We start from the raw sequence: 13,463 nt of genomic DNA on the forward strand, positions 1-13,463 counted from the left end.
CTCGGCGGAGGTAGCATCGGGCAGGTGAAACCGGACTTCGTGACCCGCCGGGCGGCGCAGCTCGGTCTCGCCGCGCTCGCCCTGCGGCCGCCGAAACCGCGACCGACCTCGATCCCGGTGTTCTTCGCCGGCTGGCTCACCGGCGAACTCGCGCCGCACCTGCTCGCGCTCACCGCGGCCGACACCGTGCAGCACGTCGCGCGCCACGGGGTGCGCCGCCCGAGCGACCGGATCGGGCTGGCGCTGGCCGGGCTGTCCGCGGCCGGTTTCGCGTCGCTTATCGGGACCTCGCTGAAAGCGCGCCTCGAGGTCGAGGCCGCGCTCGTCGAAGCGCTCGGCGAGGACTACCGGGACAGCCTGGAGAACCCTTCGGACTTCTCGACGCCGTGGGGACGCCTGCTGATGCCGTTCCGGATGCACGAGCCGGACGTCGTGCGCGACCGGAACGTCGCGTACGCCCCGGGCGGCAAACGGTTCCTGCTGGACGTCTATCGTCCGCGCGAAACCGTCCGCGACGCCCCGGTGCTGCTGCAGATCCACGGCGGCGCGTGGACGATCGGCAACAAGGAACAGCAGGGCCTGCCGCTGATGCGCCACCTCGCCCGCCGCGGCTGGGTCTGCGTCGCGATCAACTACCCGCTCTCCCCCGCCTCGCGCTGGCCGGCGCACATCGTGGCGGCCAAGCAAGCGCTCGCCTGGATTCGCGAACACATCGCCGAGTACGGCGGCGACCCGCGCTTCGTCGCGGTGACCGGCGGTTCGGCGGGCGGGCACCTGGCCGCGCTGCTCGCGCTGACCCAGAACGATCCGGCGCTGCAGCCCGGGTTCGAGGAGGCGGACACGAGCGTGCAGGCCTGCGTGCCGCACTACGGCGTGTACGACATCGCCGCGTCGACCGGCGAGGAGGAAAGCCGGTACCGCCTGGAAAGCCTGATGGCGCGCCGGGTGTTCGCGCCGGAGCACCGGCTGGACGACTACCTCGCCGCGTCCCCGATGGACCGGATCGCCGAGGACGCACCGCCGTTCTTCGTGATCCACGGCAAGCACGATTCACTCGTCCCGGTCGCGGAGGCGCGGGAGTTCGTCGCCCGGTTGCGCGCTAAATCCGCCCACCCGGTGGCGTACGCGGAACTCGCGGGGGCGCAGCACGCGTTCGACGTGTTCCCGTCAATCCGCAGCGCCCACGTGGTGCGCGGGGTCGAACACTTCCTCGACTGGGCCCACGCTCAGGCGTTGACCCCGGTCAACGAGAAAAACTCCTGACGCGAGCGAGCGTCCTCACGCAGCGTGCCCATCCGCGTCGACGACCCCGTCGCGGAGGCGCAGCACGCGTTCGACGTGTTCCCCTCAATCCGCAGCGCCCACGTGGTGCGCGGCGTCGAACACTTCCTCGACTGGGCCCACGCTCAGGCGTTGACCCCGGTCAACGAGAAAAACTCCTGACGCGACCGGGCGTCCTCACGCAGCGTGCCCATCAAAGTGGACGTCACCGTGGACGAGCCGGTCGCCTGCACGCCGCGCAGGGTCATGCACGTGTGTTCGGCCTCGATCACCACGCCGACGCCCTTCGGGGACAACTGGTCGCCGAGCCAGCCCGCGATTTGCTTCGTCAGCCGTTCCTGCACTTGCGGGCGGCACGCGAAATGCTCGACAACCCGCGCCAGCTTCGACAGTCCGAGGATCCGCTCGCCCGGCAGGTAGCCGACGTGCGCGACCCCGATGAACGGCAGCAGGTGGTGTTCGCAGACCGACCGGACCGGGATGTCGCGGGCCAGCACCAGTTCGTCGTAGCCCTCGTCGTTGGGGAACGTGGTGAGGTCGAACGCGCGCGGCGTGAACAGCTCGGCGTACGCGCGGGCCATCCGGCCGGGGGTGCCGCGCAGGCTCTCCGAGTCGAGGCTGATGCCGAGCGCGCGCAGGAAGTCCCCCGCCGCGTTTTCGGCCGCGGCCAGGTCGAAGCCGGGGACGGGCTCGTGGACGACGCGGAGGGCGGTTCCGGACGACTGCATGGGCGATCCTCGGGCTTCAGGCGGCGACAGGACAGGGTTTCGCCGATAAATCTTTGTCTTATTGCCCGGCGGAGTCAATGTGACCAGGTGAACAAGCCAGGTGGAGGCTTCCGGGAACCTCGCTGGGCGTTATCGTGGGTGTGTGACGAGTGACCTGGCGACCATCCGCGCGGTAGCGGCGCTGGACGAGGACCTGCGCCGGGGGATGTACGCCTTCATCCGCGACGCCGGCCGCCCGGTGACGCGCGAGGAGGCGGCCGCGGCGGTCGGCATCTCGCGCAAGCTGGCCGCGTTCCACCTGGACAAACTCGTGGCGGCCGGCCTCCTGCGCGCCCGCTACGAGACCGTCGGCGGCGTCCGCAAGGTGGGCCGCGCCCCGAAGGTCTACGAACCCGCCGCGACCGACTTCGCGATCTCCATCCCGCCCCGGCAGCCGGACGTCCTGGCCGCGATCCTGGTGGACGCGGTCGCGTCGGCGGCCCCCGGCGAACCGGCCAGGGACGCCGCCCTGCGCGAGGCCGGACGGCACGGCGCCGCCGCCGGAGCCGCCGAACGCGAACGCTCCCGCCCAGGTCGGCTGGGCACGGAACGCGGACTGACCCTGACGAGCACGGTTTTGGCCCGGCATGGTTTCGAGCCGAACCGCGAGACGCCGGTGTGCCTGCGCCTGCGCAACTGCCCGTTCCAGCCGCTGGCCGGCCGCGCACCGGACCTGGTGTGCGGGATGACGGACCGGTTCTTGAGCGGCGTCGTGGAAGGACTCCAGGTCCCCGGGGTGACGACAGCCCGGGTCGCGCCGCGCGACGGCGGGTGTTGCGTGGAGCTTCGGGGGACCGAGTCAGCCGGTAGCTGACCTGGCCTGCGCGCGGTTCGGATCGAGCTCCCGGCTGAATCTCCGCGCAGGGGCGCCAGCGAGGTCGCCAAGCGGCGCGCGAATCGTCTCCGGGCTGGTTCTGCTGCGGAGAATCAGCCTTGTTCCGTGGCACCGCGCGGTCAGCACTCAGCAGTACGCAGTGCTCGACGCGAAACTAGCCGCCCGGCGACACCGCGCGCAGCACCCTTTCCACGTGGGCGGCGGGCCAGTCCTCCGTGAACGGCCGGGTGCGCAGGAGCCAGCGGTGGAAAACCGGGCCCAGCAGCAGTTCCGCGCCGTCTTCCGGGCATGCGACTTCGGCGCGGGCCAGGCGGTCGGCGATCGCGCGCAGTTGCGGGCCCAGCAGGCGGTCCAGGACTTCGGCGCCGATGGCCGGATCGGTTTGCAGTTCGGCGGTCACCGCGCGGAGCAGGCGGTCGGTCGCCGGATCAGTCAGTTCGGCGATCATGCCGCGGACCAGGGTTTCCAGATCCGCTCGAAGATCGCCGGTGTTCGGGATGGCGACTTCGCCGGAAGCGTCGAGGCTTTGCTCCAGCAGCGCGTCAAGCAGCACCGCGGCGGGCGAGGACCATGTGCGGTACAGCGTTTGCTTCCCGGCACCGGCGCGGGCCGCGATGCCCTCCATGGTCAGGCCGCCGAAACCGGATTCGGCGGCGAGGGAGAGCACCGCGGCGTGCACTCGGGCTCGGGTGCTGGCGCGTGCCATCTCAGATCTCCGCGTCGGAGAAACGCTTGTCCTGACGGTAATCCGTCAGCCGTCCGGACAGTGCTGCCGCGACCATTCCGGGGGCATCGGCACCGGTCAGGACGCGCAGGCGCTGGTCGGCGGGGTCGTTGACGTGCTGCAGGATCTCCGCGGCGATCTCGGCGGGCGGAGTGCCGCCGCCGGTGCCGGCGGTCGCCCACGGGACGGTCGTCGTGCCGAACATCCGCTCGCGCAACCCGTCGTACGCCGGGTTCGGGGCGGTGAACCGCATGCTGCCGGTCGCCCATTCGGTGTCCATCCCGCCCGGTTCGACAATGCTCACGCGCACGCCGAACTCCGCGACCTCCTGCGCGATCGCCTCGCTCATCCCCTCCAGGCCCCATTTGCTCGCGTTGTACAGCCCGAATCCCGGCACCGAACCGGCACCGCCGACCGAAGAGATCTGCACGACGTGCCCCGATTTCTGCTCGCGCAACACCGGCAGCGCGGCTTGGGTCAGCCACAACGCGCCCAGCAGGTTCGTCTCCAGAATGTTCCGCGCTTCCTCCTCGCTTACCTCCTCAGCCATGCCGACCAGTCCGTACCCGGCGTTGTTCACCACGACGTCCAGCCGGCCGAACTCGGCCACGGCCCGCTGCACGGTTTCCCGCGCGGCGGCCCGGTCCCGTACGTCGAGCACGTGCTCCACGACGTTCCGGTGTTCCGGCGCGCTGCCCGGCGTGCGGACGGTCGCCAGCACTCGGTCGCCCGCCTCCGCCGCGGCCAAAGCCAGCGCCTGCCCCAGGCCGCGGCTCGCCCCGGTGATCACCCATGTTCTCGTCATGCCGCCGACGCTAGCACGAAACGAGACGTACCGTCTCGTTTTACTCTCCGTAAGCGATTCAGCTCTCCGCGGGGTAAGCGAGATCGACCGGCTGCTCGGCCGGAGGTCCGTCCGGCCACCACTGCCCCGCGACGCGCACGAATCGGTACCACCGGCTGTCCCGTCCGTATCGCAGCTGCACCGGTCCGGCCGTCACCCGGTTGCGCCATACCTTCGCCTCCCCCGCCAACTCCGCGAGTTCCGCCCGAGCCGCCGCCAACGGTCCGGGGCCGGGACTCCACACGTCCCGCAGTGCCGCCAGTCCGCTCCGGCCCGCTTCTCGCCATGCCTGCGCCGACACGATCAGCTCCGACGGCGCGACCTCGGCGGCAGCGGCCAGTCCGAACACGTCCGCGCCCGGCCGGGCGGCTCGACGCGCCAGGTCCTCGGCGAAAGTCAAGTCCGCCAAGGCATCCCGGGCGTGCAGCAGGTCTAGCGCGAGCGACGCGGCGTCGGCGGCCAGGGCAGCGAGGCCGGCGGACGTCAGGCCGGAGCGCGCGGGCGGGTCGAGGTCGAGCACGGCGGGCGGACCGGGTTCGCCGGGAATCGCGGGCAACGGCGGCAGCGGCGCGATCCGCCGTGCGTACGCCTTTTTCGGCGTCAGCCCGACCTCCGGCGCGCGAGCCGGGCGAGCGGCACTGGGGGTCCGCAATTCGCGCAGTTGAGCCAAAACCTCGTCCCGGCCCCGGCCGCGCAGGGTGAACAGCACGAACGGATCGGCGTCCACCTCGTCGGCGACCAGGTAGTACACCGCCGCCACGTGTTTGCACGGATTCGCGCTGTCCGGACAGGAACAGCGCGGCCGCAGATCGCCTGGTCCGGGCAGCAGGTCGGCCCCGGCCTCCCGCGACTGGACGGCCAGTTCCTCGGGCAGTTCGCCGTCGAGCAGGGCCGCGGCGTGCCCGAGGCGGCGACCGGCGACGTCGAGCAGCTTGTCCCATTCCGACGCGCTGAACTCGCGCATCCGGATCGCGACCCGGTACGGATCCGGGCGGCTTCCCCGCACCCACGCGGTGATCTCGCCCGCGCTGATCGCCAGCTGGTCCACGACGCCCTTACGCGCGTACGTCCGCCCGCGCGGCAGCCGGTTCGGATCGAGTTTGGCGCGCTGCTCCAGCGCCTCCACCCACGCCCGGCCCCACCACCGGTGGCCGAACGTCCGCCGCGGCGGCATCAGCCGCTCCCGAGCCGGACCAGGTCGGCGAGCTGGTCGTCGGACAGTTCGGTGATCCAGTCCTCCCCCGCCCCGACGACCGCGTCGGCCAGCCCGCGCTTGGTTTCCAGCACCGCGGCGACGCGTTCCTCCAGCGTGCCCTCGGCGATCAGCCGGTGCACCTGCACCGGCCGGTCCTGCCCGATCCGGTACGCGCGGTCGGTGGCCTGGTCCTCCACCGCCGGGTTCCACCAGCGGTCGTAGTGGATCACGTGCGTGGCCTGGGTGAGGTTGAGCCCGACGCCGCCCGCCTTGAGCGACAACAGGAACACCGGCACCTCGCCGGACTGGAACGCGGCCACCATCTCGTCGCGCTGCTTCGGCCCGACCTCGCCGGACAGCAGCGCGGTGGGCAGCCCGCGTTCGGCGAGCCGCCGCTCCAGCAACCGGCACAGCCGCACGTACTGGCTGAACACCAGCACGCTCTCGCCCTCGTCGAGGATGACGTCCAGCAGTTCCTCGAACGCGGCGAGCTTGCCCGACCGTCCGCTCAGCGCGCCGCTGCTTTCCTTGAGGTAGTGCGCCGGGTGGTTGCAGATCTGCTTGAGTTCGGTGAGCAGCTTCAGCACCTGGCCGCGCCGCTGAACCCCTTGTGCTTCCCGGATCTGCGCGAGGTTCTCCCGCACCACCGCCTCGTACAGCGTGGTCTGCTCGGCGGTGAGCGGGACGTACCGGTCGGTCTCGGTTTTCCGCGGCAGTTCCGGCGCGATGTCCGGGTCGGTTTTGCGGCGGCGCAACAGAAACGGACGGACCGTCGCGGCGAGCCTTCCGGTGACCGTCTCGTCCCGGTCCCGTTCGATCGGCCGCGCCACGGTGCGGCGGAACTTCTCCAGCGGACCGAGCAGCCCCGGCGTGGTCCAGTCGAGCAGCGACCACAGTTCGGTGAGCCGGTTCTCCACCGGAGTGCCGGTGAGCGCGACGCGGGCCGCCGCCGGTACCTGCCGCAGCTCTTTCGCCGTGGCGGACAACGGATTCTTGACGTGTTGCGCCTCGTCGGCGGCGACCATGCCCCAGTCCACTTCGGACAGCAGCTCCCGGTCGCGGCGCAGCACCCCGTACGTGGCGAGCACGACCTCGTCCGGGGCCAGGTCGTCGAGATGCCGTCCGCCGCCGTGGAATCGGCGCACCGGCACGTCCGGCGCGAACTTGCCGAACTCGCGTTCCCAGTTGCCCAGCAACGACGTCGGGCACAGCACGAGCGTCGGACCCGCCGCCTGCGCGCGGCGGTGCAGGTGCAGGGCGATGAGCTGGATTGTTTTGCCCAGACCCATATCGTCCGCGAGGCAGGCACCCAGGCCGAGTTCGGTCATCGCGATGAGCCAGCCGAGCCCAGCCCGTTGATACGGCCGCAGCGTGGCGGTGAGCCCAGCCGGTTCCTCGACCGGCGCGGGTTCCCTTTCCCGCAACCGTTCGGCGAGCCCGGACAACGCTGGTTGCGGGGCGAACTCGACGCGTTCGCCGTCGACCTCCAGCTCGCCGGTGAGCGCCGCGGCCAGCGCTTCCGCACCGGTGAGCCGCGAGCGCCGGGCCCGCATCCGCGCCAGCAAGGCGGGATCGAGCTTCACCCACTGCCCGCGCAACCGGACCAGCGGACGTTTGGCTTCGGCGAGCGCCGCGACCTCCTCGTCGGTGAGCTCGCTGCCGCCGAGACTGAGCCGCCAGCGGAACTCCAGCAGGCCGTTGAGCGGGAACGCCGGACCGGATTCGCTCGCCGGAGCCTGCGTGACGCTCGCCTTCGCCCGTACCTCACCGGCGAAAAGATCCTTGGGCCACAGGACTTCGATGCCCGCGCCGCCCAGGTCGCGTGCGCCGGTGCCGAGCAGGTCGACTACCTCGTCGTCGGTGAGCGGGAGCGTGGTCGGTGCCGGTTCGGACAGGATCCGGCCCAGCGGCGGCCAGGCTCGGGCGCCTCGCCTCAGGCCCAGCAGGAGCTGTGTTTCGACCTGGTCGCCCAGCCGGTGCAGGACCGCTTCCGGTGCGTCCCAGAGAGTGGCGGCTTCGACGACCAGGCTCGGTTCCAGGGTCGAGCGGACGGCTAGGACTCCGGCGAATTCCTCGTCGGTCGCTTCGATCCGCAGCAGCAGTTGTGCGCCGTCTGGGCTGCGGGCTTCCAGTTCGGTGAGCCAGGCCGCGCCGTCTGGGTCCAACAGGGTGGGCTGTGATTCCGCGAATGCTGCGCCGCCGGAACCGATCGCTGCGGCGGGACTGCGCACGAGGACGTCCGCTGCGGCGTCCCATACCGCGCGGACCAGGGATTCCGGTGAGTGCAGGCGGATTCGTTTCACGCCGGATAGGGGGAGGGCGTGTGCTTCGGGCGGCAATGCGGCGGCTAGTCCGCGGAGGAGTTCTTCGTCGGATGCGTCGAGGGGGCCTACTCGCCAGGTGCCCAGGCCGCTCGGGGTCGACGCTGGACGCAGGCGGCCGCGCGCTACCAGGTTCACTCCGGCGTTGACTACTGCCGACCAGGCTGACAGGGCGGGGCTGGTTTCGTCCGGTACCACGAGGAGGCGCGGGATCGCTTTCTCCAGTGGGACGAGTCTCGCCATGACCTCGGTGCGGGAGAATTTTCCGCCGCCGGGCAGGACTAGCTGGATCGGGGTGTCTCCCTCGATCTCGTCGCCCCACAGCGCCAGGACTCCCTCTCGCGGGGGATCCGAGGGGAGGTAGGTGGCTTGGGTGGTCTGGTCGGACTCCACTCCAGCACCGTAACGTTCGGGTCTGACAGTTTTGCTCGTCGCCTGGCGGCGACATCGCTTGTGGTTGCGCGGGGCACCCCGAAGCTTGATTGTGCTGACGGTCTGAGGGTGCTTGTCAAGGCGGGAAAGATGCCTTGACAAGCACCCTCAGACCGCAGGAGAGCTTCGTATCGGGGTGCGGGGGTGGTGTGGGTGCACCGACAGTTGAGTGCATCGGCTGCGGTTTGGTTTGGGGGTTGGGGCTTGCGCCCCAATGTGGCATTGGGTGCATGTGACGCACCCAAAGTGGCATTGGGTGCACGGGATGCACCCAATGTGGCGTTCGGTGCGTGGGACGCACCCAATGCCGCATTGGGGCGGCATCCCGAGCGGGCGCGAGGTGAGCGGGCGCGAAGCGAGTGGGCGCGGGGCAAGCGGGCGCGGGGCAAGCGGGCGTGGCGCGAGCGGGGCGAGCGGGCCGTGAAGGGCTCCTTGAGGGAATCCAAGTCCGTGAAGGGGCCCCTCACGGCCGTCGCGGGGCGTCGCGGGGCGTCGCGGGCTAGCCGAGGGTCGTGAGGGGAACCCTCACGGAATCTGATTCCCTCAGGGTGGCCCTCACGCCCGCGGCTATTTGTCCAGCAGCAGGTGGACAGACAGCTCCAGGCGGCTGGCCACATCGGCGGCGGAGGCGCGGCGGGTCACCCAGGCGACCAGGTTCGCCATCCATACATCGGCGACTACGTGGAAGATGTCGCGGTCCGCTTCGGTGGGGTCGTCGATGCCCATCGCGCTCGCGAACATGTCTTCCATCAGCCTGCCGACCAGTTCGACCTCGGCGGCCGCGGACGTGTCGGCGAACATGAACGCGCGGACCATCGCCTCGGTGAGGTGCGGATCGCGCTGCATCAGGCGGGTGTTGCGGCCCAGGACGAACATCAGGCGTTCGGCGGGGGTTTCGCCGGGGATCGCGCTTCGTTGAATCTTTTCGTGCGCGGCCTCGAACTGCTGAGCCAACCCTGACACGAGCAGGTGAATCTTCGACGGGAAGTACCGGTAGAGCGTGCCCAGCGCGACGTCCGCCTTCTCGGCGACCGCGCGCATTTGCACCGCGTCGTAGCCGCCCTTCGAGGCCAGCGAGAGCGTCGCGTCGATGATGCGGCGGCGGCGGTCCCGCTGGGCCGCGGAGCCCAGTTCTTCGCCCATCGCGCCGAGGCCGTTCGCCCGCGTTTTCGCCGCCGGCGTCTTCGCCTTCCCCGGCATCGCAATCCCCTCTGTCGTCACGCAAGCCGTCTTGCGGAACTCGTTCCAGTTTCCGGCTAAGCGTACCTGCCCTGGAGAAAGGTTCAACTCTCGACCGCCTGGCGGAAAAACTGTAACACGTTCTACACTCGCCAGTAGCTCTGTACCCCGCGAGGAGGAGACCGATGCCGGTCGCGCTCACCGAGGAACAAACCGCGCTCGCCGCCGCTGTGCGGGATTGGGCGGCGGCACACGATCCGGTCGCCGCTGTGCGCGCGGCCGAAACTACGGGGGCCAGTCTCCCGGACGGGTTCGCCGCGCTCGGCATTACCGGCGTCGCGTTGCCTGCGTCGGTGAACGGTGCGGACGGGACTGTCGCGGATCTCGCGGCCGGGCTTGCCGCCGCGGCGGAGGCGCTGGTGCCGGGGCCGCTGCTGAGCACCGCGCTGGCGGGGCTACTGCTCGCGGAGCATTCGAAGGAACTCGCCGCCGAGATCGCCGAGGGGACCGCGCAGGTCGCGGTGCAGTTGGAAGAGTCGGCGACCGTACCGGGTGCGGACGCTAAGTCGTGGCTGCTCGTGCCGCGCGGTGATCGGTACGTCTTGAGTCCGCCCGGAACAGCGGTGGAACCGTTGGTGCCCTTCGACTTTTCCCGGTCGCTGGGGCGGGTAAGGGCCGACGTGCCGGGCGAGGTGCTGGACCTGCCGGACGTCCGCGATCTCGCGGCGACGCTCGCGGTCGCGGAAGCGGCGGGCGTGGCGCGCTGGTGCCTGACGACGGCCGTCGAGTACGCCAAGGTCCGGGAGCAGTTCGGCCAGGTGATCGGTGCTTTCCAGGCAGTGAAACACCTCTGCGCGGAGATGCTGTGCCGCACCGAAGCGGCCGAGGCGCTGGCGTGGGACGCGGCTTCGTCGGTCGGCGACCCGCTGGCCGTCGCGAGCGCTGCGGCGGTGGCGTTGGACGCTGCCGTCGAGAACGCGAAGGACTGCATCCAGGTGCTCGGCGGGATCGGGTTCACCTGGGAGCACGAGGCGCACCTGTACCTGCGGCGCGCGTTGGCGTTGCGGCAGTGGCTCGGCGGTTCCCGGAAGTGGCGGCAGCGGGCCGCGGACCTGGCGTTGGCAGGGAAACGGCGGACGCTTGGGGTGAACGTCGGCGAGGATGCCGAGGTGACCCGGCTGGTCGAGGAAATCGCTGCCCTGCCGGAAGAAAACCGCCGCGCGGCGCTCGCGGACTCGGGGTTGCTGGCCCCGCACTGGCCCCAGCCGTACGGCCTGGGTGCGGACGCGGCGACGCAGCTGCGGATCGACGCCGCCTTGACCGCGGCGGACATCCGACGGCCGGACATGGTGATCGGCGGCTGGGCAGTGCCGACGATTCTCGCGCACGGCACCGACGACCAGCGCGAACGCTTCGCCAAGCCGACGCTCCGCGGCGAAGTGACGTGGTGTCAGCTGTTCAGTGAACCGGGTGCCGGCTCGGATCTCGCGTCGCTGCGCACCGTGGCGCGCCGGACCGACGGCGGCTGGCTGCTGACTGGGCAGAAGGTGTGGACGTCGCTGGCTCACGAAGCGGATTGGGCGATCTGCCTCGCCCGCACCGACCCGGATGTGCCGAAGCACAAGGGAATCACGTACTTCCTCGTCAACATGCGCACCGACGGCATCACCACGCGGCCGCTGCGCGAGATCACCGGGCGGAGCGTGTTCAACGAGGTTTTCCTGGACGACGTCTTCGTTCCGGACGCCGATGTCGTCGGCGAACCCGGCGCGGGCTGGAAGCTCGCGCGCACGACGCTGGCGAACGAACGCGTCGCGCTGGGCCGCGGATCCGCAGTGGGTGAGAACGTGGAGGCGCTGCTGGAATCCGCGCCCGAGAACGTGGATCGCGACCGGCTCGGCGCGTTGATCGGACAAGGAAGCGCGTGTTCGGTGCTCGACCTGCGGGCGACGCTGCGGCGGCTGGACGGGCTCGGGCCGGGGGCGGAATCGTCGGTGGCGAAGCTGCTCGGGGTGCGGCATCGGCAGGAAACAGCCGAGTTCGCCCTCGAACTCGCGCCGGAGCTGGTCGCGGAAACCCCAGCGGCGCAAGAGTTTCTGCTCACCCGCTGCCTCTCCATCGCGGGCGGCACCACGCAGGTCCTGCTCTCCGCCGCCGCGGAACGCGTGCTCGGGCTCCCCCGCTGAACGTCCGTGAAGGACTCCTCAAGGCGATCGAGGAGTCCTTCACGGCACGTCACTCGGCGCGGAAAGCAGCGGCGAGACGGGCGTATTCGTCCAGCAGCGCCAGCGTTTCCGCCTCCGGCAGCGTCGGCAGCATGATCCCGTAGTGGTCCAGCCCGGCGTCGGCGTACTGCTTGATCGCGTCCGCGTCGGCCGGCCCGCCGAAGAGCTGCGACGGCATGTCCCCGCGGCCCGCCTCGGCGAGCTGCTGCCGCACGCGGCGCACGTCGTCCGGCGACACCGCGGGGTTCGGGATCCAGCCGTCGCCGTGCTCGATCAGCCGCTTCAGCGCCGCGTCGCTCGCGCCGCCGACCAGGATCGGCGGATGCGGCGTCCGCACCGGCTTCGGCCACGCGAAGATCGGGTCGAAGTCGATGTGCTTGCCGTGGAACTCCGCCTGCTCCTGGGTCCAGATCGCCTTCAGCGCGGCGATCTGCTCGTTCAGCAGCGCGCCCCGGGTCTTCGGGTCGGTGCCGTGGTTGGCCATTTCCTCGCGGTTCCACCCGGCTCCGACGCCGAAGGCGAACCGTCCGCGCGACACCAGGTCGAGCGACGCCGCCTCCTTCGCGGTGTGGATGACGTCGCGCTGGATCAGCAGCACGACACCGGTGCCCAGCACCAGCTCCGAGGTGTTCACCGCGGCCGCGGTCAGCGCCACGAACGGGTCGAGCGTGCGGTAGTAGATGCGCGGCAGCTCGCCCCCGCTGGGGTACGGCGTTTCGCGGCTCACCGGGATGTGCGAGTGCTCCGCGAGGAAGAGCGACGCGAACCCGCGCTCCTCCGCCGCCTCGCCCAGCACGTCGGGCCGGATGCCTTCGTCGGTCACGAACGTCGAGATCCCGAAATCCATGCCTCCTTCTACTCCGCGGATCGGGCAGGTATTCCCGCGGGCTGTTGACAGATCACCGGTCCGGTCCGCTAGCGTTAAATCATCACCCGTTGAATAGGGAGGCTCCGGATGGACGTGACGGACGTCGACTTCGAGGAGATGTACCAAGGCAAGACCCCGATCGGGGAGAAGATCCCGTGGGACATCGCCGGCCCGCAGCCCGCGGTGGTCGCGCTCGAAGCGGACGGCGGATTCCGCGGCGAAGTGCTCGACATCGGTTGCGGCCTGGGCGAAAACGCGCTGTACCTCGCGTCTCGCGGACACCGCGTCACGGGTCTCGACGGCGCGCCGACCGCGCTCGCACGGGCCCGCGAAACCGCCGCGAAGCGCGGCCTGGAGGTCACCTTCGACCAGGCCGACGCAACCCGGCTCGACGGGTACGAAGGCCGCTTCGACGCGGTCCTCGACAGTGCGCTTTACCACTGTCTCGACGAAGACCAGCGGCACGCGTACGTGGCGGCGCTCGGGCGCGCGACCAAGCCCGGCGCGCGGCTGAACATCTTCTGCTTCTCCGACTCAGTGCCGGCGAACTTCCCGGTGCCGTACCGGATCACCGAGCAGAATCTGCGCGAAACGGTCGGCGACGGCTGGACGATCAGCGCTCTCGAACCAGCCGTCTACACCACCGCGATGAGCCGCGAGGGCCTCATCGCCGCGGTCGCCGCCGTCTCGGAGGACGAAAAGCCGGACCCGACCGCGCTCGACGCGTTGGACGTCGACGAGCAGGGCCGGGTCCTCGTCCCGATGTGGCGGCTGGCGGCCGACCGGGCGTGA

12 protein-coding genes are annotated in these 13,463 nt (G+C 70.6%); 5 read left to right on the forward strand and 7 right to left on the reverse strand.

Annotated elements, in window-relative coordinates; all coding sequences use genetic code 11:
* The first annotated feature begins 24 nt into the window (after positions 1–24).
* On the forward strand, positions 25–1,263 hold the full coding sequence (locus tag EIZ44_RS23440; protein WP_037809933.1) for an alpha/beta hydrolase: 1,239 nt from the start codon (positions 25–27) through the stop codon (positions 1,261–1,263).
* Between the two features lie 24 nt (positions 1,264–1,287).
* Positions 1,288–1,443: a hypothetical protein gene (locus EIZ44_RS44825; RefSeq protein ID WP_158714424.1), complete on the forward strand. Its 156-nt coding sequence runs from the start codon at positions 1,288–1,290 to the stop codon at positions 1,441–1,443.
* Here the strand turns inward: EIZ44_RS44825 and folE are convergent.
* On the reverse strand, positions 1,407–2,009 hold the full coding sequence (gene folE / locus EIZ44_RS23450; RefSeq protein ID WP_037809932.1) for a GTP cyclohydrolase I FolE: 603 nt from the start codon (positions 2,007–2,009) through the stop codon (positions 1,407–1,409). The two genes, EIZ44_RS44825 and folE, sit on opposite strands and share 37 nt — an antisense overlap.
* A 142-nt stretch (positions 2,010–2,151) precedes the next feature.
* Here folE and EIZ44_RS23455 point away from each other — a divergent pair, with 142 nt between their 5' ends.
* Positions 2,152–2,862 carry a helix-turn-helix transcriptional regulator gene (locus EIZ44_RS23455; RefSeq protein WP_037809931.1) on the forward strand — a complete coding sequence of 237 codons (711 nt, stop codon included), beginning with the start codon at positions 2,152–2,154 and terminating at the stop codon, positions 2,860–2,862.
* Positions 2,863–3,037: 175 nt separating this feature from the next.
* On the opposite strand, the gene EIZ44_RS23460 is transcribed toward EIZ44_RS23455, so the two are convergent.
* From EIZ44_RS23460 to kstR, 5 genes are all read right to left on the reverse strand, one after another.
* The gene (locus EIZ44_RS23460; protein WP_134668216.1) at positions 3,038–3,589 is read right to left on the reverse strand and encodes a TetR/AcrR family transcriptional regulator; all 552 of its coding nucleotides are present in this window, start codon (positions 3,587–3,589) and stop codon (positions 3,038–3,040) included.
* A gap of 1 nt (position 3,590) precedes the next feature.
* Positions 3,591–4,412 carry an SDR family NAD(P)-dependent oxidoreductase gene (locus tag EIZ44_RS23465; protein WP_037809927.1) on the reverse strand — a complete coding sequence of 274 codons (822 nt, stop codon included), beginning with the start codon at positions 4,410–4,412 and terminating at the stop codon, positions 3,591–3,593.
* Between the two features lie 58 nt (positions 4,413–4,470).
* Positions 4,471–5,625, reverse strand: a complete 1,155-nt coding sequence (locus tag EIZ44_RS23470) for an SWIM zinc finger family protein (RefSeq protein ID WP_037809925.1) — start codon at positions 5,623–5,625, stop codon at positions 4,471–4,473.
* Entirely contained in the window at positions 5,625–8,360 is a 2,736-nt protein-coding gene (locus tag EIZ44_RS23475; RefSeq protein ID WP_134731220.1) for an SCO1167/SCO6262 family helicase, read from the reverse strand. The genes EIZ44_RS23470 and EIZ44_RS23475 overlap by 1 nt, the downstream gene beginning before the upstream one ends.
* A gap of 606 nt (positions 8,361–8,966) precedes the next feature.
* Positions 8,967–9,599, reverse strand: a complete 633-nt coding sequence (gene kstR, locus EIZ44_RS23485; RefSeq protein ID WP_037809922.1) for a cholesterol catabolism transcriptional regulator KstR — start codon at positions 9,597–9,599, stop codon at positions 8,967–8,969.
* A gap of 164 nt (positions 9,600–9,763) precedes the next feature.
* On the opposite strand from kstR, the gene EIZ44_RS23490 reads away from it, so the two are divergent.
* Positions 9,764–11,764: an acyl-CoA dehydrogenase family protein gene (locus EIZ44_RS23490; protein ID WP_134731222.1), complete on the forward strand. Its 2,001-nt coding sequence runs from the start codon at positions 9,764–9,766 to the stop codon at positions 11,762–11,764.
* 49 nt (positions 11,765–11,813) lie between these two features.
* Here the strand turns inward: EIZ44_RS23490 and EIZ44_RS23495 are convergent, their stop codons facing one another.
* Positions 11,814–12,650 carry an LLM class F420-dependent oxidoreductase gene (locus EIZ44_RS23495; RefSeq protein ID WP_134731224.1) on the reverse strand — a complete coding sequence of 279 codons (837 nt, stop codon included), beginning with the start codon at positions 12,648–12,650 and terminating at the stop codon, positions 11,814–11,816.
* A gap of 108 nt (positions 12,651–12,758) precedes the next feature.
* Here EIZ44_RS23495 and EIZ44_RS23500 point away from each other — a divergent pair, with 108 nt between their 5' ends.
* The gene (locus tag EIZ44_RS23500) at positions 12,759–13,463 is read left to right on the forward strand and encodes a class I SAM-dependent methyltransferase (RefSeq protein WP_134668222.1); all 705 of its coding nucleotides are present in this window, start codon (positions 12,759–12,761) and stop codon (positions 13,461–13,463) included.

It is taken from the genome of Amycolatopsis nivea, from assembly GCF_004522235.1.
Lineage (GTDB): Bacteria > Actinomycetota > Actinomycetes > Mycobacteriales > Pseudonocardiaceae > Amycolatopsis > Amycolatopsis nivea.